The following is a 20,613-nucleotide window of genomic DNA, read 5'->3' on the forward strand; positions in this document are numbered from 1 at the left end:
GCCGCGAGCGGCAACCGAACGGCACCACGTACGGCGACGTACGGCGAGGGACAGAGGGACAGATGCAGATCGGCTACAAACTGGCGGCGGAGGCGTTCGGGCCCGCCGAACTCGTCCGGCAGGCGGTCCGCGCGGAGCAGGCCGGTTTCGACTTCGTCGAGATCAGCGACCACTACCACCCGTGGCTGGACAACCAGGGCCACTCGCCGTTCGCCTGGACGGTCCTGGGCACCATCGCGGCGAGGACCGAGCGCATCGGGCTGGCCACCGGCGTGACCTGCCCGACCGTGCGGTACCACCCGGCGATCATCGCCCAGGCCGCCGCGACGCTCGCCCTGCTCTCGGAGGGCCGGTTCGTCCTCGGCGTCGGCGCCGGCGAGCGGCTCAACGAGCACGTCGTCGGCCGGGGCTTCCCCGCCGTCGCCGCGCGCCACGAGATGTTCCGCGAGGCGCTGGAGATCATCCGGCTGCTGTGGCGCGGCGGATACCGGTCCTACGAGGGCAAGCACCTGCACCTGGAGGACGCGCGGGTCTTCGACCTCCCCGAGGAGCTTCCGCTGATCGCGGTGGCCGCCAGCGGCCGCCCGTCGGCGCGGATCGCCGCCGAGCTCGGCGACGGGCTGTTCGCGACCGAGGCCAAGCCCGAGATCCTGCGCCACTACCACGACGCCGGCGGTTCCGGCCCCGCCTACGCCGAGGTGCCCGTGGCCTGGGCTCCCGACGAGCACACCGCGGCCCGGGCCGTCCTGGAGACCACACGGTGGGCCGTCACCGGCTGGAAGGTCATGAGCGAGCTGCCCAACCCGGTCAACTTCGCGGCCGCCACCACCACCGTCCGCGAGGAGGACATCCTCGCCAACTTCGCCTGCGGCCCGGACCCGGCCGGGTTCGTGGAGATGGCGCAGCGGTACGTGGACGCGGGCTTCGACCGGCTGGTGCTGATGAACGCCGGCCCCGACCCGGACGGCTTCCTGGAGTTCTACAGCGGTGAGCTGGACCAGCGCATCCGCGCACTGTCGCCGCGCCCGGCCGACTCCTGAGCGGCGCCCCCCTGAACGGCGGAGGGGTGCTGCGGCGGTACCGCCGCAGCACCCCTCCGCCGTTCAGGGGGGCCGGGGTCACTCGCGCTTGCCCGGGGCGGGCGTCACCTGCGCCGACAGCGGCACGGCGATGTCCTCCAGCGCGCGCCGCTCGGCGGGCACCGCCAGGAGGACGGCCACCAGCCCGGCCAGGGTCATCAGCCCGGCGCCGATCTGGAAGGCGAGTGCGGTGTCCGCGACGACGCCGGACTCGGTGAGCTCGGCGAAGATCAGCGGGCCGCTGATGCCGCCGGCGGCCGTACCGATGGCGTAGAAGAAGGCGATCGCCATCGCGCGCGTCTCCATCGGGAAGACCTCGCTGACCGTCAGATAGGCCGAACTGGCCCCGGCCGAGGCGAAGAACAGCACCACGCACCAGCAGGCCGTCAGCGTGGTGGCGCTCAGATGGCCGCCGTCGAACAGCCAGGCGGTCGCGAAGAGCAGCAGGCCGGAGAGGATGTACGTGCCGGAGATCATCACGCGGCGGCCGACGGTGTCGAAGAACCTGCCCAGCAGCAGCGGGCCGAAGAAGTTGCCGGCGGCGATGACGGCGAAGTAGTAGCCGGTCGAGCCGGTGCCCACGTCGAAGAACGTGGTCAGGATCGCGCCGAAGCCGAAGGTGATGGCGTTGTAGAGGAACGCCTGGCCGATGAAGAGCGACAGCCCCAGCACCGCCCGCTTGCGGTAGTGGGAGAAGACCGTGCGGGCGATCGTCCCGAAGCCGATGCTGCGGCGCGTGTGGATGGTGATCTCACCGGCCGGCGGCGGCAGTTCGGCGCCCTTCTCGGCGCGGATGCCCTCCTCGACCTCGCTCACCAGCTTCTCGGCCTCGTCGCCCTGCCCGTGGATGAACTGCCACCGCGGGCTCTCGGGCACATGGCGGCGCACCAGCAGGATGGCCAGGCCGAAGACGACGCCGAGCGCGAAGGTCAGCCGCCAGCCGACGTCGAGGGCGAAGACGTCGGTGTCCAGCATCACGATGGACAGCAGCGAACCGCCCACCGCGCCCAGCCAGAAGCTGCCGTTGATGATCAGATCGATGCGGCCGCGGTACTTGGAGGGGATCAGCTCGTCGATCGCGGAGTTGATGGCCGCGTACTCGCCGCCGATGCCGAAGCCCGTCAGGAAGCGGCAGGCGAAGAACCACCAACTGGAGAAGGACAGCGCGGTCAGCGCGGTGGCGCCCAGATAGACGGCCAGGGTGATGATGAAGAGCTTCTTGCGGCCGTAGCGGTCGGTCAGCCAGCCGAAGAACAGCGCCCCCGAACAGGCGCCGGCCACGTACAGGGCCGCGGCGATGCCGGTCACCTCGGCGGAGGTGATGGGCAGTCCGCTGCCCTCCTCCGCCAGCCGCCCGGCGATGTTGCCGACGACCGTGACCTCCAGGCCGTCGAGGATCCACACCGTGCCGAGCCCGATCACGATCATCCAGTGCCAGCGCGACCACGGCAGGCGGTCGAGCCGGGCCGGTACGGACGTCGTGACCGTGCCCGTACCGGCCGACGATTCCACGGGGCTGCCAGTCGCCATCGCCTCTCCCTTCGGTGCCGTGCCGAGGGGGTGCGCCTCGGCGCGCTCCTCACGGTTTCCCTGCGCCGGGTGCTGCACACGCGCCCGTGCGGGGATGGCACACGGGGACGGCCGGGCTGTGGCGCGGGCGCCCCCGCAGCCCGGCCCTCCGGCGGCCTCAACCGCCGAGCAGGGCGTCCAGCCACAGCCCCTCGCGCCGCTCGACGTACTCGGCGTCGCGCCGCCACGTCTCCCCGTGGCCCTCGCCCCACAGCCTCGCCCACGGCTGGACGCCGTGGGCGGCCCGGTCCCGCAGGAAGTCGTGCATGGCGCGGGCACGGCGCCCCAGCAGGGGCACCAGACGGCGGCGTTATTAGGGTGTGGGCGCCCGACGGCCCGACGGCCACACCCCCGACCCACCGAGGAGCCCCGCGTGCAGCACCCCGACGGACCCGAGACATCCGCCGCCGACCGGGCGGCCGCGGACAGCACCGCGTTCCCCGGCAGCGGCCGGCGCGTGCTGGTCAGCGGCGCGTCCCGGGGGTTGGGCCGGGCAGTGGCGCGGGCGTTCGCCGCCAACGGGGACACGGTGGCCGTGCACCACGGCAGCCGCCGCCAGGACGCCGAGGCCACCTTGGCCTCCCTGCCCGGCGACGGGCACGTCCTGCTCGGCGCGGACCTGGCCGACCCGCGGCAGACCGCGGAGCTGGCGGACGCGGCGGCCGAGGCCCTGGGCGGCCTGGACGTCCTGGTGAACAACGCGGCCGTCAACACCCCCCACCCGCCCGCGACCACGGGGTACGACGACTGGTGCGAGTCCTGGCGGCGGCACGTGGACGTCAACCTGCTCGGCACGGCGAACCTCAGCCACGCCGCCGCCCGCCACATGATCGGCCAGGGCACCGGCGGCCGGATCGTCAACGTCGGCTCGCGCGGGGCGTTCCGGGGCGAGCCCGACCACCCCGCCTACGGCGCCACCAAGGCCGCCGTCCACGCGCTGGGCCAGTCCCTGGCCGTCGCCCTCGCCCCGTACGGCATCGCCGTCACCTCGGTGGCGCCGGGCTTCATCGACACCGAACGCGTCACCCACCGCCTGACCGGCCCCGAAGGAGAGGCCATCCGCGCGCAGAGCCCGTACGGGCGGGTGGCCACGCCCGAGGAGGTGGCCGCGGCGGTGCTGTGGCTGGCCTCCCCGCGGGCCCAGTGGAGCGCGGGCGCCGTACTGGACCTGAACGGGGCCTCCCACCTGCGGACCTGAGCGGCGCGGCCCGTTCGCCCGGACACGCGGAACCGGTCGGGCCGCCCGGCGTACGCCCGGCTCGCAGGGGCCCGTGCCCCCGGAGGGGGCGTGCGCCGCGTACGGTGCGAACGACGCCGCCCGGCACACGCCCCGGCACCCCCGACCCCGGCACGAGGAGCCTCAAGCACCATGGACACGGCCGTCTACCGCCACAACGGGCTCGTCTGCGCCGACCACATCCTCCGGGTACCCCTGGACCACGCCCGCCCGGACGGCCCGGAGATCACCCTGTTCGCCCGCGAGGTGACCGCCGCCGGGCGGGAGGGGGAGGACCTGCCCCGGCTGCTGTGGCTCCAGGGCGGCCCCGGCCACCGGGCCGAACGGCCGAACGCCTCAGGCGCCTGGCTGCGCGAGGCGCTGCGCGACCACCGCGTCGTCCTGATGGACCAGCGCGGCACCGGCCGCAGCACCCCGGCCGACCGCCGCACCCTCGCGGCCCTCCCCGGCGCCGCCGCGACCGCGGCCCACCTGGCGCACTTCCGCGCCGACTCCATCGTCCGCGACGCCGAACTGCTGCGCCGTCATCTCGCCGCCGACGGGGAGCAGGACCGCCCCTGGACGGTGCTCGGCCAGAGCTTCGGCGGTTTCTGCGCCCTGACCTACCTGTCCCTGGCGCCCGAGGGACTGGAGAAGGTGATGATCACCGGCGGCCTGCCCTCCCTGACCGCGCACGCCGACGACGTCTACCGCGCCGCCTACGCCCGTGTGGCGGACCACAACGAGCGCTACTTCGACCGCTACCCCGGCGACCAGCGCCTGGCCGACGCCGTGGCCGGGCACCTGGAGGGCGAGGACGTACGGCTGCCCACCGGCGAACGGCTGACCGTGCGCCGCTTCCAGACCCTGGGCACCGTCTTCGGCGGAGTCTCCTCCTTCGACTCCCTGCACTACCTGCTGGAGACCGCGTTCGTGCCCGGTGTGCGCGGGCCGGAGCTGTCCGACACCTTCCTGCGCGGCGTCGAGGCCGCCGTCTCCTACGCCGAACGCCCCCTGTACGCCGCCCTGCACGAGGCCATCTACGCCCAGGGCGGCCGGCCCACCGCCTGGTCCGCGCACCGGGTCCGGGAGGAGTTCCCCGCCTTCGACGCCTTGCGCGGCGGGCCGCTGCGCTTCACCGGGGAGATGGTCTACCCCTGGCACTTCGAGGAGGACCCGGCGCTGGAGCCGCTGGCGAAGGCCGCCCACCTGCTCGCCGGGCGCACCGACTGGCCCGCGCTGTACGACGCCGACCGCCTGGCCGCCAACCGGGTGCCGGTGGCGGCGGCCGTCTACCACGACGACCTGTACGTCGACCGCGAGCACTCCCTGCGTACCGCCGCCGCCGTACGCGGCCTGCGCCCCTGGATCACCAACGCCCACGCGCACGACGGCGTACGGGTGGACCCCGCCGTCCACAACCGGCTGCTGGCCATGGTGCGCGGCGAGATCTGACGGCCGCCCCCGGCCGGAGGCCGGCCTCCGTACAGCGGAGCCGCTCAGCCCCCGCCGTCGGCTCGGTGCCCGCCGGCCTCCTCCGGTGCGTCGACGTCGTACCAGTCGTCGGCCAGCAGCCCGGCGTGCGACGGCTGCACCCCGGCCTGCACGGTGCCGTCGGCGGTGACGAACCGCAGGTGAGCGGCGAGCGGCCGGCTCCGCCCGTCGGGGCCGACGCAGACCGACTCCGGTTCCAGGTAGACGTACTTGCCCGGCTGGATCCAGCCGCGGCGCGCCATACGGCGGCCGTCCCTCAGAAGCTCCAGGGCTGCGGAGAAGTCCATACGGCGAACCTAGCGGACCACCAGGGAGGCTCTTGAACACCGGATGCCGGATGCGCTATGGGAAGACCCGTCCGTCGAATCCATCACAGCCTCACAGCCGTCACAGTCCCACGACGCCGTCCGAGGCCGTGAGTTCGTACTCCAGCGTGATCTCGCGCCTCTCGCCGGGAGCCAGACGGAGCGTGTAGCGCACCATGCCCTCCGCGTCGACGCCCTCGTCGGGCTCCGGCAGGCACGCTCCCCGGCGCAGCCGCACCTCGACGGCGGAGACCTCCGAGACCGGGACGCGCTCGCGGACCACCACGACCGCCGCCTCCCCCTGCGGGGAGGAGTCCAGCCGGGAGACGAACAGCCGCACCGTACGCGTGATCACCGTGCGGTGGTTGACGCCGCTCAGGCCCGCGGTGCCGCGGCTCTCCTCGACATGGCGCACCACCCGGTAGGTGTCCTCGCTGCCGAAGGCCAGCGAGACCTCCTCGCCCCGCCCGGTGAACGGCAGTTCGCCACGCCCGGTGAACCCGCCGCCGCGCACCAGGTCCACCGGCCCGGCCAGCAGGACATGCCCGGCCCCGTTGGCCGCCCTGGCCACCCTGGCCACCAGCGGTGACAGCTCGGGGGCGCACTCCAGCCCGGTGCGGCACGGTGCGGTGAACACCGACAGGGGCACTCGGTGGGGGCGCCCGTCACAGGCCACGTCGACGGGTGCCGCGGCGGTCATCACCCGCACCTCGCCGCCGTCCGACAGCCCGGGAAGCTCCGCGTCCGCCCCGGCGGGCCCGCCCGGGACGGACTCCTCCCCGGCCGTGCGCACCTCCTCCTCGCGCAGATCCACCTCGACCGTGCGCCGCTCCGCGGCCGAGCGCTCCCGCAGCACCAGTTCGTCCTCGTACAGCGCCGGAGGGCCGGAGGCGAGGGTGGGCCGGGCGGTGGACAGTGACAGCCGCACCCCCTTCCAGTCCTCGCCGGTGCGCTGCCACACCACCGCGTCGGTCTCCAGGCGCACCGACCGCTCGTCCCCGGCCAGCGTCGCCCGGTACGCCGGCCGCCACAGGGCGCAGGGCACCAGATGGGTCAGACGCAGCACGGCGGGCCCGGCGCGGTCGGCCTCGACGACCACCTCGACGACCGCCGTCAGCTCCTGCGGCTCCTCGTCGGTGCGCCGCAGGGCCCGGCGCGCGTCCTCCAGTTCCTCCTCCGCGCGCAGCAGCCTGCGCCGCAGCACGTGCAACTCGCCGGAGCGCGCCTGGTCCTCCTCGTCGATCCGCTCCATGCGGTCCGCCCAGCGCTCCGGATCGGCCGCGCCGGCCCCGGCGCCCTCGGCGACGTCGCGATACAGGTCCGCCCTGGCCTGGGCGACGACCGCGAGGCGGCTCTCCAGCCGCTGCCGCAGCCACCGGGTGTCGCGCAGTTCCTCCTCCAGGTCGTGGACCCTGCGGCGCAGCTCCGACGCGTCGTCGCCCGGGTGCCCGGGGCGCGGGGGCGCGTACGTGCGCACCACACGGGCGTCGACGACCCGGACACCGCCCGCGCCGCCGTCCCCGGCCGGTACCTCCGCGCGCAGGGAGCGGTCCACGGCCAGCGGCGTCACCGGGCCGACCAGCAACCGCTGTGTGCCCGCGGCCAGTTCGACGCTCCCGCGCCGCTCGACCTGGGCGCGGTCCTCCATGCACGTCACGGCGGTGACCGGCAGGGGGACCGGTTCCCGGCGGGATGCCGGCGCGCCGGGGCCGGCCGTGTCCTGGGGTGCTCGGGTCATGGTGTGGATCAGTCCCTCCGGTTCCCGCCGACCAGTGCCTTCCCCGCGGGGATCCGCACCTCGTATCCGCCCCTGAGGACGGTGGTCCGGCCCGGCTCCAGCTCCACCCGCCAGATCCGGGCCCCGCGCACATGGCGGCCGTCGCCCCCGTCGTCGAGGGGCCTGCCGGGGTCCGTCCAGGGCGGCTCGGCCGGGCGCTCCTCGATCCGCACCTCCTTGTCGGTGCTGACGGGCACGCGCTCGCGCACCTCCACCGTGATCCGGTGCGCGAGGCGGTTGGCGAGCTCAACCTCGACCGTGTGGTCGAGCACCGTGGTCCCGCCGCGCAGCCCGGCGGTGGACTCGCGCAGACGCGTGCGCCGCGCCGCCTTCACGCTCTCGACGGCACCGATCCCCACCCTGCGGCACTCTCCGGGCGCGAGGGTGGGCAGAGGCGCGGTGAGGACGAAGTCGCCGTCCACGACGACGTCGGCAGGCCCGGCCGGCAGCGGGTGGCGGGAGGCGTTGGTCAGCAGCACCGTGCCGTACACGGTCGGGTCCACCGACGGCACGCACACGTACTGAGGCACCGTCTCCACCGGGATCTCGCGGACGGGGACGGTGTGCCAGGCCCCGTCCGCGGCCACGTCCACGGGGGCGGCCGTGTCGTAGCGGTGGTGGAAGGAGCCGGCGGACCGCCGTACGTCGACCGCGTGGGCGGGCCGCGCCAGCCGCGCCACGGACTCGGCCCGCCGGCGGTGCTCGGCGACGACCGTGCTCCTCTTGCCCGGCGCGGGCCGCAGCCTGCCGCGCCGGCCGGGCTCGTCCGGGCCGGCCAGCGTCAGGCCCGAGTAGTCGAGCATGCCCTCGGCCGGGACCGGCGGGGACGGCGGAGAGGACAGCGGCGGGGGAACGGCTGCCGCCCCGGGAGCGGCCGGGGCGAGCGGCGCGGAGGCCGCGGCGGGGGCGCCGTACGCGGCGAATCCGCGTTCGGCCCCGTGGAGCGCCCGGCTCATGTCCGCCGTATCCGCCGTATCCGCCGGGCCCGGCGCCGCGGCCGCACCGGTCAGGAGCGGCGGGGCCGCGGAGGCGGGCGGCGGCGCCCCGCCGGCTCGGGCCGGAGCGGGGCCGGGCGGTGGCCCGGGCGGGACGGCCGCGTCGTAACCGGCGAACAACTCCTCCAGCCCCGGAGGGGGTTCGCGCCATCCCCGTGCGGCGGGCTCCTCCTGGCGCCGCCCGATCCGCAGTGACCGCAGCCGGGGGACGTCCGCGGGCCGCAGCAGGTCGGCGGTGGACAGGCCCAGCCGCACGCCCGTCCAGTCCTCGCCGGTGCGCTGGGCCACGCAGGCCCGCAGCACGAGCGTCCCGCCGGAGGCGGAGTCCGTGCCGTCCAGCCGCAACTGGTACACCGGCGACCAGGTGGCCCCGGGCACGTGGTACTCGACCTCCAACTCCGCCTCGGAGGAAACCCGGGAGGAAACCTGTTCGTCCCCGCCGTCGTTGTGCGACGCGCCGTCCCCGGCCCACTCCAGGGTCAGGACGGCGGCGGCCGACTCGCCCGCCCGCGTGGCGGGCAGCGCGCTGGAGGCCGCCTCCAGACGGCGGATGAGCACACCGACATCGTGCTCGGCGCCGCCCAGTTCGGCCTCCACCGCCCGCAGCCGCTCGTGGAGCAGCGCCAGCCGGCCGTCCACGAAGTTCGCCAGCGCCAGCAGGGACTCCACCGGAGCCCAGCGGGGCGGGTCCCCGCGGCGGGGCTGCGGCGGCACGGCCCGCAGCTCGGCCGCCTTTTCGATCTCCGCGGTGAGCCGGTCGCGCTGCTCGCGCAGCCGGGCCAGCCGGTCCTCTGCCTCCTCCAACTCCAGTCGCAGGGAGGGCAGTTCGCGGTGCTGCCGGGGAGCGGCGGCCCGCACCGGCCGTGCGTCGGTCACCCGCAGCCCGGGCGGGCCGGAGACGACCCGGCCGCGCAGCGAGTGGTCGTACAGGGCGATCGGCAGCCCCTCCACCCGGACGCGCACGGCCGCGTCCGGAGCCGCCGGGAGACCGGGCGGCAGGGCGCAGCGGGCGCGCCGGAGGCACACGGCCCCGACGGCGTGCACCACCACGGACTCCAGGACCGAATCCAGCACGGCTTCCGGTACCGGCTCCGGCACGGACTCCCTGCCGGACCCCGTACGCGCACCGTCGCCCGCGACCGCCTCGTCCGCCATACCGCCCCTCACGCCCCTCGCCCGACCGGTGACCGCACCATAGCCGCCGGACGGGGCGGCGCAGGAGACGTTGCGGCGGATCCGGGGCTTTTCCCCGTCCTGCTTCAGCCGTCGGACTCCGCGCCGAGCGGCGGCCGTTCATCCGCGGATCTCAGGGAGGGGACGCTTCACCCGCGTTCGCGCAGGTACGCGTCCAACTCGGCGGCCCCGGCCAGCATCGCCCGCCCGCGGGCGGACAGCCTGCCGTGCCAGTCGCGCAGCGCGGCCTCCAGCGGCTCCAGCCCACCGGCCGTCCGCACCCGGTCGATCAGCGGGGCGATCTGCTCCAGCGGATAGCCGCCCCGCCTGAGCTGGTGGACCAGCCGGGCGTCCCGTACGTCGGCCTCACCGTAGACGCGGTACCCGGTGCGCGGATCGCGGTACGGGCGGACCAGCCCGGCACGCTCCCACTTGCGCAGCGTCGCGGGCCGGAGGCCGAGCTTCCCGGCCAGCGGCCCGATGAACATGCCGCCGGACGCGGACGCGGATGCGGAGTCGGACGAGGCTCCGGACACCGAGCCCGGCCCGAAGGCCGCACCGGCTCCCAGGTCGCGCAGGGCGCTCTCCACGGCCCGGAGGGTCCGGCGGTCCTCCAGGAGTTGGGCGTGGCTCTCGTCGACGAGGCGGAACGCCTCCTGCTGCGCACCCTCGTTGACCGCCCGCATGATCGCCGTCGCCGCCTGGTGGCCGTGGCCGGGCACCAGGGCGAGGAAGGTGCGCAGGGCCCGCGCGTGCAGCGGGGTGTAGACGCGGTAGCCGTGGGGTGTGCGGTCGGCGGCCGGAAGGATGCCGGCCTCCTCGTAGTTCCTGACCGCCTGTGCGGACAGCCCGTGCCCACGCGCCAGATCGATCGGCCTGAGCCGTTCACTGCTTTGAAGGTTTCTCCCCATGAGACCGAAGATATCGCGGGAAAGTTTCCACCGAAGGTTCAACGATAGCGTTGAAGGCATGGCTACCGACACCAAGGACATCGCCCGCCCCGTCGAGGCCGCCGCCGTCATGGGGCTGCTTCCGGTCCGGCCCCGGCTGCTCGCCCTGGGCGAGCCCACCCACGGCGAGGAGGCCCTGCTCGGCCTGCGCAACGAACTGTTCCGGCAGCTCGTCGAGGAGGAGGGCTACCGGACGATCGCGATCGAGAGCGACTGCCTGGCGGGCCTGATCGTGGACGACTACGTCACATCCGGTACGGGCACCCTCGATCAGGTCATGGAGCACGGGTTCAGCCACGGCTGGGGCGCCTTCGCGGCCAACCGCGAACTCGTGCGCTGGATACGCGCCCACAACGCCCGCGCCGACGCCGAGGGCCGGCCCGCCTCCGAGCGGCTCCGCTTCGCCGGCTTCGACGGCCCGCTGGAGATCACCCACGCCGCGAGCCCCCGGCAGGCCCTCACCGCACTCCACCGCCACCTCGCGGCCCATGTGGACGTGGGCCTGCTCCCCTGTGACGCGGAGGCGCTCGACCACCTGCTCGGCGACGACGGCCGGTGGACCGAACCGGCCGCGATGACGGACCCGTCCCGGTCGGTGGGGCGGTCGGCCGAGGCGGACAGGCTGCGACTGCTCGCCGACGACCTCGTGGCGCTGCTGGAGGAGCAGACACCCCACCTGATTGCGGCGGCCTCACGGGAGGAGTGGGAGAGGGCGCGCCTGTACGGCCGCGCCGCGACCGGCCTGCTGCGCTACCACCAGCGGATGGCCGACGCCTCGCCGGACCGCCTGGCGCGGCTGACGGGCCGGCGGGACTCGATGATGGCCGGCAACCTCCTGGCCCTCGCCGACCGGGGCCCGGTGTTCGTCCACGCCCACAACGCCCACCTCCAGCGGAGCAGGAGCAGGATGCGGATGGGCGGGAGGCCGCTGGAGTGGTGGAGCGCCGGCGCGCTGGTGAGCGCCCGGCTCGGCCAGGAGTACGCCTTCGTGGCCACGGCTCTGGGCACGATCCGGCACCGGGGCGTGGGCGTCCCGCCGCCGGACACCCTCGAAGGGCTCCTGTACGCGCTGCCCCGGGACCGCTGCCTCGTCGACGCCCGGCGACTGGCCGCCGCCCTCGGCGACGCACCGCCCGCACCCCGTGTGTCCCCCTGGTTCGGCTACTCCCCGCTCGATCCGGCCCAACTGGCGGACGGCGAGGGCGTCGTGTTCCTCAGGGACGTACCGCAGGGCTGACCCGCGAAGCCGCGGACGCGGTGCGCGGCTCTTTCCAGATGCCCGCGCCGCCCCTAGGGTCTAGGTCGGTAAGCGCTTTCTGTCCTCGTCGGCCACCGAAGGAGCCCGAACCCGATGCCCCCGGTCACCCAACGCCTCCGCGCCGCCGTCGTCGGCGCCGGGGCCATCGCCACCGTCGGCCACCTGCCGGCCCTCGAAGCCCACGCGGACGAGGTCGAGCCGGTCGCCGTCGTCGACGTGGACACCGGACGGCTCGAAGCCTTCCGCGCGCGGGCGGGCGAAGGGGTGGCGGGTTACACCGACCTGGCCCCGATGCTGGAGCGGGAGAGGCCCGACCTGGTGCTGATCGGCAGCCCGCCCTCCCTCCACCGCGAGCAGGCCGTGGCCGCGCTGCGCGCCGGAGCGTGGGTGCTGTGCGAGAAGCCGCTGTGCCTCTCCCTCGCCGAGTACGACGAGATCGCCGCCGCCGAGGGACCGCAGGAGGACGGCGGTCCGTACGCCACCGTCCTCTTCCAGCACCGCTACGGCTCCGGCGCCGTCCACGCCCGTGAGCTGCTCGCCTCCGGCGCTCTGGGCGCCCCGCTCGTCGCCCACTGCCAGACCACCTGGTACCGCGACGCCGCCTACTACTCCGTACCCTGGCGCGGCCGGTGGGCCACCGAGGGCGGCGGCCCCGCCATGGGCCACGGCATCCACCAGACGGATCTGCTGCTGCATCTGCTCGGCGACTGGGCCGAGGTGCGGGCCATGGCCGGACGCCTGGTGCACGAGGTGGAGAGCGAGGACGTCTCCACCGCCCTGGTCCGCTTCGGAAGCGGCGCGATGGCCACCGTCGTCAACAGTGTTCTGTCCCCCGGGGAGACCAGCCGCATACGGATCGACTGCGCCGACGCCACCGTCGAACTCACCCATCTGTACGGCCACTCCAACGACGACTGGGTCTACACCCCCGCCCCCCACGTGGCCGGCGCCCCCGACGGCGCCGACCGCGTCCGCGCCTGGCGCACCCCGGCCACCGACCTGCCCAGCTCCCACACCGCCCAGCTCGCCGCCGTACTCGCCGCCCGGCGCGCGGGCGTCCGGCCGCCCGGCAGCGGCCACGAGGCCCGCCGCACCCTGGAGTTCACCGCCGCCCTGTACAAGTCCGCCTTCACCGGGCTGCCGGTGCGCGCCGGCGAGATCGTCCCCGGCGACCCGTACTACACCGCCATGCACGGAGGCCACCCCGACTGGGCGCCGAACGCCCCCGCGAAGGAGGCGACCCGGTGAGCGCACCGCTGACCGTCACCCACACCCACGGCGAGCGGATCTCCGTCGCCTGCGGCGCGGTGGAGCTGATGGCCTACGTCTACCGGCCCGACCCGGACGCCTTCGAGTCCCGCAAGCCCTACGCCCACCCGCTGCGCACCCTGGCCGGCCGCACCGTCACCGGCTACCGGCCCAGCGACCACCGCTGGCACAAGGGGCTGCAGATGACCGCCAGCCATCTGTCCGGGCAGAACTTCTGGGGCGGCAACTCCTACGTCCACGGCCGCGGGTACCTGCCGCTGCGCGACCGGGTGGGGTGGATGCGGCACGACGGCTTCGACGCGGTGGACGTCCTCGGCCCGGACGGGGACCGGGTGCGCATGGCCGAACGGCTGACGTGGATCGAGAACGGCGGGCGGGAGTGGGCCCGTGAGACGCGCACCGTCGAGGTGCACTCGGCCGATCCCGAGGAGGGAGCCTGGGCGCTGGACTGGTCGATCCACCTCACCAACATCCGCGCCGAACCGCTGGTGTTCGGTTCCCCGACCACCGCCGGACGCGAGATGGCCGGCTACACCGGTCTCCACTGGCGCGGTCCGCGCGATCTCACCGGCGGTGACGTCCTCGGCCCCGGCGGCCGGGGCGGGAAGGGGGAGGCCGGCGCCGCGGCCATGATGGGCACCCGGGCTCCCTGGCTGGCCTTCACCGCCGAACGCGACGGGGCGGACGCGCACACCACCCTGGTCTTCGCCCACGCGCCCGGGAACGAGGGCGCGATCCACGCCTCCCACTGGTTCGTGCGCTCCGAGCCGACCCCGGTCGTGGCCTTCTCCTGGGCCTTCTTCGAGGAGTTCGAGCTGCCGCCGGGGGAGAGCTTCGCCTACCGCTACCGCGTGGTGGTGGCGGACGGCGCCTGGGACGAGGGCCGGGTGGAGTCCTGGCTCGGGGCGCACGCATGGTGAACGCGCGGTCGGTGAGCGCGTGGCCCGTCCGTCAGGTGCGCGCCTCCAGGTCGCGCCGGGTGTCGTCGCCGTACACGCCCTTCTCGTCGCCCCGGACGCCGTACCACTGCTGGTAGCGGGCGACGGCCTCGGTGACCTCGGCGTCGTAGCGGCCGTCGACCTCGCCGCCGGGGTAGACGCCCTGGATCTGCCGCAGCCGCCGCTGGAGCTCCTCCACCTCCGGACCGCTGTCGCCCTCCCGCAGCATGCCGGGCACGGGGCGCAGCGACTGCTGGGAGGCTGGGTTGGGCGGCGGTGTGGCGGACGCCGACGGGGCGCGCGAGGGCTGCGCGGGCGCGGACGGCGTGCCGTCCGGAGCGGTGGGGCCGGCCGCGGGCGTGGCGGGCCCGGGGTCCGGTGAGCCGGACGCGGAGGGCGGGGCGTCCGGCGCGGAGGCCGTCCGTTCGGGGGAGGGCGGCGGGCCGCCGGACAGCGGTGGGCGGGGGTCGGCGGGCGTCAGGACACCGGAGGCCACCAGCAGGGTCGCCAGGGCGGAGCCGATCGCGCCGGTGGTCAGGATCAGGGCGGTGGTGCGCGGGCCGCGGCGCCCGGTCAGGAAGCCGGTGCGCGGTTCGGGAGGCGCGGCGGGCCCGGCCGGCCCGGCCGGGCCGTCCCGGTGGGGGCCGCCGGGCTCCGTGTCCCGCAGGCCGGCCTCGTACCCGCTTTTGGACACGTCACCGCCGGGCCGCCGAGGCGGGCCCGGCTCCGGACGGTCCCACGGGCCCAGGGAGCGCGGCTCCCCGGCGATCGGACGGCGTGGCCGCGGCCTCGGGTCGGGACGCAACGCCATCTCCCCCCTCCTGTACCTCCTCCGCGCCCGCAGAGCGGGGCGCGGAGGGGACCGCCGTACGCCCGTGCGAACGTTCCGCGGCGGACACGTGCTCCACCGCGGTGCCGCGCCGCAGAGTACGCGATCGCTCACGGATGGTCCCCGGAGAGGACCTTACTCGGTCGCGGCCGTGCCGGAACCGGTCGTGCGCGGGCGGTGCACGGCTTCTTCACGTCCTCGCGCGCCGGACCCCTCCCCTCGGGCGCCCCGGGGTGCCCGAAGACGGTCAGGGGGACGGTCGGGGGGTGCCGGAGGCGTCGAGGTAGACCCATGCGCCGGCGTGACGCACGAAGCGGCTGTGCTCCTCCATGACGCCCTCGCGCCCCCGCTCGGTGAAGTGGGCGCGGAAGGAGACGGCCCCCTCGGTGTGGAAGGGGCTGCCGCCGGTGGCGCCGAGGATCTCCAGACGCCGCCACCAGGTCTCCGGATCCGTCTCCAGCCGCTTCGGCGCGGTGTCCGGATGCCAGGTGCGCAGCAGATACGCCCGGTCGCGCACGGCGAAGGCGCTGTAGCGGGAACGCATCAGGGCCTCGGCGGTGGGGGCGGTGGCCTGTCCCCGGTGGAACCGGCCGCAGCAGTCGGTGAGGGAGGCGGGCAGGCCGCACGGGCAGGGCGCGTCGGGGGAGACGGCGGTGGAGGAGGAAGAGGAGGAAGGGGCGTGGGAGACGGGCGGGGTCTTCCGGCGGGGACGGGATCGGCGTCGGGACATGCCTCCATGGTGACCGCCGCGCGGCCTCCGGCGCCCTTCGGGGCCACCGGTACCGGGGTACGCCGGTTCGGTCCTCCGTGTTTCCCGGTGCGGCAGGGGGGAGACGGTCCCTGTCGGCACAGAGGGCCCGGCAGGCCCCGGTGGGCACGGAAACGGAAGGGGACGCGCATGCCGCGACAGGACGGCGGGAAGCGGCCGCCGAAGAGGCCCAAAGGGCGGCCCGCCCGGCTGCCCCGCCCGGTGTACGAGAGGGAACTGCTCCGGCTCCAGGAGCAGCTGGTGATGATGCAGGAGTGGGTGCGCTCCACCGGCGCCCGGCTGGTCGTCGTCTTCGAGGGGCGCGACGCGGCGGGCAAGGGCGGCGCCATCAAGCGCGTCACCGAGTACCTCAACCCGCGCGTGGCCCGTATCGTCGCCCTGCCCGCGCCCACCGAACGCCAGCGCACCCAGTGGTACTTCCAGCGCTACGCCGAGCAGCTTCCGGCGGCCGGCGAGATCGTGCTGTTCGACCGCAGCTGGTACAACCGCGCGGGCGTCGAGCGTGTCATGGGGTTCTGCACGGAGGAGGAGCACGCGCGCTTCCTGCGCCAGTGCCCCGTCTTCGAGCGGCTGCTGACCGAGGACGGCATCCTGCTGCGCAAGTACTGGTTCTCGGTGAGCGACGAGGAGCAGGAGAGGCGCTTCCGGTCGAGGCTGGAGGACCCCATGCGGCGCTGGAAGCTGTCCCCGATGGACCTGGAGTCCCGCGTCCGCTGGGAGGCGTACTCGCGGGCCAAGGACGAGATGTTCGCCCACACCGACATCCCCGAGGCCCCCTGGTACGTCGTCGACGCGGACGACAAGCGGCGGGCGCGGATCAACATGATCGCCCATCTGCTGTCCGGCGTCCCGTACCGCGAGGTCGAGCCACCGGGGCTGAGTCTGCCGCCCCGGCCGCCGTCCACCGGCTACCGGCGGCCGCCGAGGGAGACGCAGACCCTTGTGCCCGACCACGCCGCGACCCTGGAGGGAGCCGGGGGCGAGGGGACCGGCGGATAGCCGCGCCCGTGCCGTGTGCCCGGCGTACGGGGGTCACGTCGGGCACACGGGGCCTGCCGGAGGCCACCCGCTTCTCGCGGGCTCCGATTGCGCGGTGCGCGGTCTCGCTCCGCTTCTCCGCGTCCGGTGGCCGCCTCCGACGGCCACCACCAGGACACCACGGACGGGGCCGGGACGGCAGGGCCGACGGTCCCCCGCCGAGGGGTCGGCCGGCCCCTCGGCGGGGGCGGGGAGGTCCTACCCTGGGAGGCATGAGCGGGGCCGCGGTCACCCTGTTCCTCTGCGGTGACGTGATGCTCGGCCGGGGCGTCGACCAGATCCTCCCGCACCCCGGTGATCCGGCACTGCGCGAGGCGTACGTCCGCGACGCCCGCTCCTACGTCGAGCTGGCCGAGGCGGCCGGTGGCCCGGTGCCCCGGCCGGCCGGTTTCGAGTGGCCCTGGGGCGGGGCGCTCGCGGCGATCGACGAGGCCGCCCCCGACGCCCGGATCGTCAACCTGGAGACCGCCGTCACGCGCAGCGGCGCGTTCGCGCCGGGCAAGGGTGTCCACTACCGGATGAGCCCCGCCAACCTCCCCTGTCTGGCGGCCGCCCGCCCCGACGTCTGCGTCCTGGCCAACAACCACGTCCTGGACTTCGGCCGCCCGGGCCTGGAGGAGACGCTCGACGCCCTGGCGGGCGCGGGAATCGCCGCGGCGGGGGCGGGACGGGACCTCGCCGCCGCGCGGCGGCCCGCGACGGTACCCCTGGAAGGCGGGCGGCGGGTGGTGGTCCTGGCCTTCGGCATGCCCTCCAGCGGCATACCGCCGTCCTGGTCCGCGGGCCCCGGCCGGCCCGGCGTGGACGTCGTGGACGAGCCCTCGCCGGCCGCCGCTGCCGCCGTGGCCGAGCGGATCCGCCGGGCCGGGCGGCCGGGCGACGTCGTGGTCGCCTCGGTCCACTGGGGGCCGAACTGGGGGTACGAGGTCTCCGGTGAGGAGGCCGGCTTCGCGCACGCCCTGATCGACGGTGGCGCGGACATCGTCCACGGCCACTCCTCGCACCACCCCCGCCCCCTGGAGGTGTACCGGGAAAGGCTCGTGCTGTACGGCTGCGGCGATCTGGTGAACGACTACGAGGGCATCACCGGCTACGAGCGGTACCGGGACGACCTGCGGCTGCTGTACTTCGTCCGGCTGGAGCCGGACGGCCGGACGGCCGGTGTGCGGATGGTGCCGCTCCAGGCACGGCGGATACGGCTGCGCCACGCCTCGCCGGGGGACGCCGGGTGGCTGCGGGCGGTCCTGGACCGCGCCGGCCGCGGCCTGGGCTCGCACGTCGACCGCGAGCCGGACGGGTCGCTCGCCCTGCGGTGGTGACGCGGGGCGCCCGGCGCGCCCCGCGCGGTCTCACGCCGGGGGCGGGGAGGAGGCGCCCACCACCGGCGGGTTGAGCCGGGCGAAGCCCTCCTGCCGGTGGTAGGGGAAGTACGGGTAGGGCGCGGTCTTGGCGCTCACCTCGTCGAGCCGTGCGGACTGCTCGGGTGTGAGCGTCCAGCCGACCGCGCCGAGGTTCTGCCTGAGCTGCTCCTCGTTGCGGGCGCCGATGACGACGGACGACACGGTGGGTCGTCGCAGCAGCCAGTTGAGGGCGATCTGGGGCACGGCCCTGCCGGTCTCCTCCGCGATCTCGCAGAGGACGTCGACCACCCGGTACAGGTGGTCGTCGTCCACGGGCGGGCCCCAGGCCGCGGTGCCGTGCAGTCGGCTGCCGGCCGGGAGCGGCCGGCCGCGGCGCACCTTGCCGGTGAGCCGGCCCCAGCCCAGCGGGCTCCACACGATGGCCCCGAGGCCCTGGTCGAGCCCGAGGGGCATCAGTTCCCACTCGTAGTCGCGTCCGACGAGGGAGTAGTAGACCTGGTGTGCCGTATAGCGGGGGAAGCCGTACCGCTCCGCGGCCGCGAGGGACTTCATCACCTGCCAGCCCGAGAAGTTGGAGACCCCGGTGTAACGCACCTTCCCGTCCCGCACCAGCGTGTCGAGCGCGCAGAGCACCTCCTCGACCGGTGTGCCGGCGTCGAAGGCGTGGAGCTGGAACAGGTCGATGCGGTCGGTGCCGAGCCGACGCAGCGCGTTCTCGCAGGCGGTGATCAGACGTGCGCGGGAGGTGCCCGCGTCGTTCGGGCCGTCGCCCGTGGGAAGACCGGCCTTGGTCGAGATGATCACCTGATCCCTGCGTCCCCGGACGGCCTCGCCCAGCACCTCCTCGGACATGCCGTCCGAGTAGACGTCGGCGGTGTCGAACATCGTGACCCCCGCGTCCAGGCAGATGTCCACCAGGCGGCGGGCCTCCTGTACGCCGGTGTCACCCCAGGCTCCGAAGAGCGGCCCTCGGCCGCCGAACGTGCCGGCGCCGAAACTCAGTGCGGGCACCTTGAGTCCGGAGGCGCCCAGACGTCTGTATTCCATATCGGTCCTCTTCCGTCGGATGTCGGGCCGGGGCCGTCTGCGCGAGCACGGCGGCGACCCTCTTAACGGTACTGTGGTTCCGTTAAAAGTCGTGTGCGAGGCTAACAGACTCGGGCTGCTAGTGGAACGGGAGTGCCGTTTATGGATTCCGAGAGCATGGGGCCGGGGACCGTCCGGCCCGGAGGGCGCACGGCCCGGGTACGGGCCGCGGTGCTGCGGGCGGCCGGGGACGCCCTGGTCGAGCAGGGCTTCGACCGCCTGGATCTCGCCGACATCGCACGCCGCGCGGAGGTGGGGAAGACGACCGTCTACCGGCGCTGGGGAACGGTGCCCGTCGTGGTGGCCGATCTGCTGGCGGACATGGCCGAGCAGTCGCTGCCCCGCACCGAGACCGGATCGCTGCCGGGCGACCTCAGGGCCAACGCCCGGCTGGTGCGGCGCACTCTGTCCGATCCGCGGCAGGGGCCGCTGTTCAAGGCCGTGATCGCGGCCGCCACCTGCGACGCGAGGACGGCCGAGGCTCTGCGCCGCTTCTACGACATCCGCGTCGAGGAGTGGGCCCCCTGTGTGCGGCAGGCCGTCGAACGGGGTGAGATCCCCGAGGGCACCGACGCCCACGAGGTGGTCCGTGCCGTCTCCGCCCCCCTCTACTACCGCCTGCTGACCGGTGTCGGCCCGCTCCGCGAGTCCGACGCGGACCGTGCCGCCGACGCCGCCGCGGCCGCGGCGCGCGCGGGAGTGTACGTGCGGCGCGGAGCCTCGTGACAGGGGCTGACGCGGCGGCGCCCCCGTCGGCGCCTCAGGCCGTCCGTGCGGGGCGCGAGTCGTCGACGGCGAGGGTGACGGCCAGCATGCCGAGGACGGATCCCATGGCGTACCGCTGGATCCTCAGCCAGGAGGGGTGCCGGGACAGGAGGGCCGCGATGGAGCCGGCGGCCAGGACGATGGCCAGGTTCACCGCCAGGCTGACCGCCACCTGGACCGCGCCGAGCGCGAATCCCTGGAGCAGGACGTGCCCGGCCCCCGGATCGACGAACTGGGGGATGAGCGAGAGGTACATGACCGCGATCTTCGGGTTGAGCAGGTTCGTCGTCAGTCCCATGACGAACAGGCGGCGGGGCGGGTCGTGCGGAACGTCCCGCGGGGCGAAGACGGCCGTTCCGCCCGGCCGGAGGGCCTGCCAGGCGAGCCACGCCAGATACGCGGCTCCGGCGAGCTTCACCGTGGCGTACAGCCCGGGGACGGCCAGGAAGACGACCGACAGGCCCAGGTTCGCGGCCGTGAGGTAGACCAGGAAGCCGAGGGCGACGCCGCCGAGCGACACGATCCCGGCGCGCCGCCCCTGGGCGATGCTCCGCGAGACGAGGTAGATCATGTTCGGCCCCGGGGTCAGGACCATCCCCAGGGAGACCGCCGCGACGCCGAGCACCGCACCTGTTCCGAGCATGGCCTGTGTCCGCCTTTCCGGAGCCGGTCCGCGGCCGCCGGGCCGCTCGCGGGAAGTACCGCCCGTCGAGCGTATGTTCCGAGTGCGCATCGATGCAAT

At 74.8% G+C, this 20,613-nt stretch carries 19 protein-coding genes; 9 read left to right on the forward strand and 10 right to left on the reverse strand.

The window, feature by feature from the left end:
• Positions 1-62 precede the first annotated feature (62 nt).
• Positions 63-1,040, forward strand: a complete 978-nt coding sequence (locus BM237_RS16775; protein ID WP_093850488.1) for a TIGR03557 family F420-dependent LLM class oxidoreductase — start codon at positions 63-65, stop codon at positions 1,038-1,040.
• 78 nt (positions 1,041-1,118) lie between these two features.
• On the opposite strand, the gene BM237_RS16780 is transcribed toward BM237_RS16775, so the two are convergent.
• Positions 1,119-2,609 carry an MFS transporter gene (locus tag BM237_RS16780; protein ID WP_093850489.1) on the reverse strand — a complete coding sequence of 497 codons (1,491 nt, stop codon included), beginning with the start codon at positions 2,607-2,609 and terminating at the stop codon, positions 1,119-1,121.
• A gap of 157 nt (positions 2,610-2,766) precedes the next feature.
• Positions 2,767-2,946, reverse strand: a complete 180-nt coding sequence (locus BM237_RS16785; RefSeq protein ID WP_342746242.1) for a hypothetical protein — start codon at positions 2,944-2,946, stop codon at positions 2,767-2,769.
• 159 nt (positions 2,947-3,105) lie between these two features.
• Here BM237_RS16785 and BM237_RS16790 point away from each other — a divergent pair, with 159 nt between their 5' ends.
• Both BM237_RS16790 and BM237_RS16795 read left to right on the forward strand, forming a co-directional pair.
• A complete protein-coding gene (locus BM237_RS16790; protein ID WP_175541043.1) occupies positions 3,106-3,846 on the forward strand; it encodes an SDR family NAD(P)-dependent oxidoreductase in 741 nt (246 codons plus the stop codon).
• A gap of 171 nt (positions 3,847-4,017) precedes the next feature.
• On the forward strand, positions 4,018-5,319 hold the full coding sequence (locus tag BM237_RS16795) for an alpha/beta fold hydrolase (RefSeq protein WP_093850491.1): 1,302 nt from the start codon (positions 4,018-4,020) through the stop codon (positions 5,317-5,319).
• A gap of 44 nt (positions 5,320-5,363) precedes the next feature.
• Here the strand turns inward: BM237_RS16795 and BM237_RS16800 are convergent, their stop codons facing one another.
• From BM237_RS16800 to BM237_RS16815, 4 genes are all read right to left on the reverse strand, one after another.
• Positions 5,364-5,645, reverse strand: a complete 282-nt coding sequence (locus BM237_RS16800) for a Thoeris anti-defense Tad2 family protein (protein WP_093850492.1) — start codon at positions 5,643-5,645, stop codon at positions 5,364-5,366.
• A gap of 100 nt (positions 5,646-5,745) precedes the next feature.
• Positions 5,746-7,401, reverse strand: a complete 1,656-nt coding sequence (locus BM237_RS16805) for a DUF4139 domain-containing protein (protein WP_093850493.1) — start codon at positions 7,399-7,401, stop codon at positions 5,746-5,748.
• An 8-nt stretch (positions 7,402-7,409) separates the two neighbouring features.
• Positions 7,410-9,590, reverse strand: a complete 2,181-nt coding sequence (locus BM237_RS16810; protein ID WP_093850494.1) for a DUF4139 domain-containing protein — start codon at positions 9,588-9,590, stop codon at positions 7,410-7,412.
• A gap of 167 nt (positions 9,591-9,757) precedes the next feature.
• Entirely contained in the window at positions 9,758-10,519 is a 762-nt protein-coding gene (locus tag BM237_RS16815; protein ID WP_093850495.1) for a TioE family transcriptional regulator, read from the reverse strand.
• Between the two features lie 58 nt (positions 10,520-10,577).
• On the opposite strand from BM237_RS16815, the gene BM237_RS16820 reads away from it, so the two are divergent.
• From BM237_RS16820 to BM237_RS16830, 3 genes are all read left to right on the forward strand, one after another.
• The gene (locus tag BM237_RS16820; protein WP_093850496.1) at positions 10,578-11,795 is read left to right on the forward strand and encodes an erythromycin esterase family protein; all 1,218 of its coding nucleotides are present in this window, start codon (positions 10,578-10,580) and stop codon (positions 11,793-11,795) included.
• Between the two features lie 114 nt (positions 11,796-11,909).
• Complete coding sequence (locus BM237_RS16825) at positions 11,910-13,064, forward strand: Gfo/Idh/MocA family protein (protein ID WP_093850497.1); 1,155 nt, start codon at positions 11,910-11,912, stop codon at positions 13,062-13,064.
• Positions 13,061-14,005 carry a DUF6807 domain-containing protein gene (locus BM237_RS16830; RefSeq protein WP_093850498.1) on the forward strand — a complete coding sequence of 315 codons (945 nt, stop codon included), beginning with the start codon at positions 13,061-13,063 and terminating at the stop codon, positions 14,003-14,005. Before BM237_RS16825 ends, BM237_RS16830 begins: the two co-directional genes overlap by 4 nt.
• Positions 14,006-14,036: 31 nt before the next feature.
• On the opposite strand, the gene BM237_RS16835 is transcribed toward BM237_RS16830, so the two are convergent.
• Both BM237_RS16835 and BM237_RS16840 read right to left on the reverse strand, forming a co-directional pair.
• A complete protein-coding gene (locus BM237_RS16835) occupies positions 14,037-14,717 on the reverse strand; it encodes a peptidoglycan-binding domain-containing protein (protein WP_245793677.1) in 681 nt (226 codons plus the stop codon).
• A gap of 382 nt (positions 14,718-15,099) precedes the next feature.
• The gene (locus BM237_RS16840; RefSeq protein ID WP_093850500.1) at positions 15,100-15,582 is read right to left on the reverse strand and encodes a YchJ family protein; all 483 of its coding nucleotides are present in this window, start codon (positions 15,580-15,582) and stop codon (positions 15,100-15,102) included.
• Between the two features lie 168 nt (positions 15,583-15,750).
• Here BM237_RS16840 and ppk2 point away from each other — a divergent pair, with 168 nt between their 5' ends.
• Together ppk2 and BM237_RS16850 are read left to right on the forward strand one after the other, a co-directional pair.
• The gene (ppk2, locus tag BM237_RS16845; protein WP_093850501.1) at positions 15,751-16,620 is read left to right on the forward strand and encodes a polyphosphate kinase 2; all 870 of its coding nucleotides are present in this window, start codon (positions 15,751-15,753) and stop codon (positions 16,618-16,620) included.
• Positions 16,621-16,871: 251 nt separating this feature from the next.
• Complete coding sequence (locus BM237_RS16850; protein ID WP_093850502.1) at positions 16,872-17,978, forward strand: CapA family protein; 1,107 nt, start codon at positions 16,872-16,874, stop codon at positions 17,976-17,978.
• Between the two features lie 30 nt (positions 17,979-18,008).
• On the opposite strand, the gene BM237_RS16855 is transcribed toward BM237_RS16850, so the two are convergent.
• Positions 18,009-19,067 (reverse strand): aldo/keto reductase, encoded by a 1,059-nt coding sequence (locus BM237_RS16855; protein WP_093850503.1) that lies wholly within the window; start codon positions 19,065-19,067, stop codon positions 18,009-18,011.
• A gap of 141 nt (positions 19,068-19,208) precedes the next feature.
• Between BM237_RS16855 and BM237_RS16860 the strand changes: the two genes are divergently transcribed.
• The gene (locus tag BM237_RS16860; RefSeq protein WP_093850504.1) at positions 19,209-19,832 is read left to right on the forward strand and encodes a TetR/AcrR family transcriptional regulator; all 624 of its coding nucleotides are present in this window, start codon (positions 19,209-19,211) and stop codon (positions 19,830-19,832) included.
• A 34-nt stretch (positions 19,833-19,866) separates the two neighbouring features.
• Here the strand turns inward: BM237_RS16860 and BM237_RS16865 are convergent, their stop codons facing one another.
• Complete coding sequence (locus tag BM237_RS16865; protein WP_093850505.1) at positions 19,867-20,514, reverse strand: LysE family translocator; 648 nt, start codon at positions 20,512-20,514, stop codon at positions 19,867-19,869.
• Between the last annotated feature and the right edge of the window lie 99 nt (positions 20,515-20,613).

The sequence above is a fragment of the Streptomyces mangrovi genome (genome assembly GCF_900114215.1).
GTDB classification, from domain to species: Bacteria; Actinomycetota; Actinomycetes; order Streptomycetales; family Streptomycetaceae; genus Streptomyces; species Streptomyces barkulensis.

Coding starts and splice junctions, on each gene's coding strand:
- BM237_RS16775 (WP_093850488.1), top strand. CDS start 63: ATGCAGATCGGCTACAAACTGGCGGCGGAGGCGTTCGGGCCCGCCGAA.
- BM237_RS16780 (WP_093850489.1), bottom strand. CDS start 2,609: ATGGCGACTGGCAGCCCCGTGGAATCGTCGGCCGGTACGGGCACGGTC.
- BM237_RS16795 (WP_093850491.1), top strand. CDS start 4,018: ATGGACACGGCCGTCTACCGCCACAACGGGCTCGTCTGCGCCGACCAC.
- BM237_RS16800 (WP_093850492.1), bottom strand. CDS start 5,645: ATGGACTTCTCCGCAGCCCTGGAGCTTCTGAGGGACGGCCGCCGTATG.
- BM237_RS16805 (WP_093850493.1), bottom strand. CDS start 7,401: ATGACCCGAGCACCCCAGGACACGGCCGGCCCCGGCGCGCCGGCATCC.
- BM237_RS16810 (WP_093850494.1), bottom strand. CDS start 9,590: ATGGCGGACGAGGCGGTCGCGGGCGACGGTGCGCGTACGGGGTCCGGC.
- BM237_RS16815 (WP_093850495.1), bottom strand. CDS start 10,519: ATGGGGAGAAACCTTCAAAGCAGTGAACGGCTCAGGCCGATCGATCTG.
- BM237_RS16820 (WP_093850496.1), top strand. CDS start 10,578: ATGGCTACCGACACCAAGGACATCGCCCGCCCCGTCGAGGCCGCCGCC.
- BM237_RS16825 (WP_093850497.1), top strand. CDS start 11,910: ATGCCCCCGGTCACCCAACGCCTCCGCGCCGCCGTCGTCGGCGCCGGG.
- BM237_RS16840 (WP_093850500.1), bottom strand. CDS start 15,582: ATGTCCCGACGCCGATCCCGTCCCCGCCGGAAGACCCCGCCCGTCTCC.
- ppk2 (WP_093850501.1), top strand. CDS start 15,751: ATGCCGCGACAGGACGGCGGGAAGCGGCCGCCGAAGAGGCCCAAAGGG.
- BM237_RS16850 (WP_093850502.1), top strand. CDS start 16,872: ATGAGCGGGGCCGCGGTCACCCTGTTCCTCTGCGGTGACGTGATGCTC.
- BM237_RS16855 (WP_093850503.1), bottom strand. CDS start 19,067: ATGGAATACAGACGTCTGGGCGCCTCCGGACTCAAGGTGCCCGCACTG.
- BM237_RS16860 (WP_093850504.1), top strand. CDS start 19,209: ATGGATTCCGAGAGCATGGGGCCGGGGACCGTCCGGCCCGGAGGGCGC.
- BM237_RS16865 (WP_093850505.1), bottom strand. CDS start 20,514: ATGCTCGGAACAGGTGCGGTGCTCGGCGTCGCGGCGGTCTCCCTGGGG.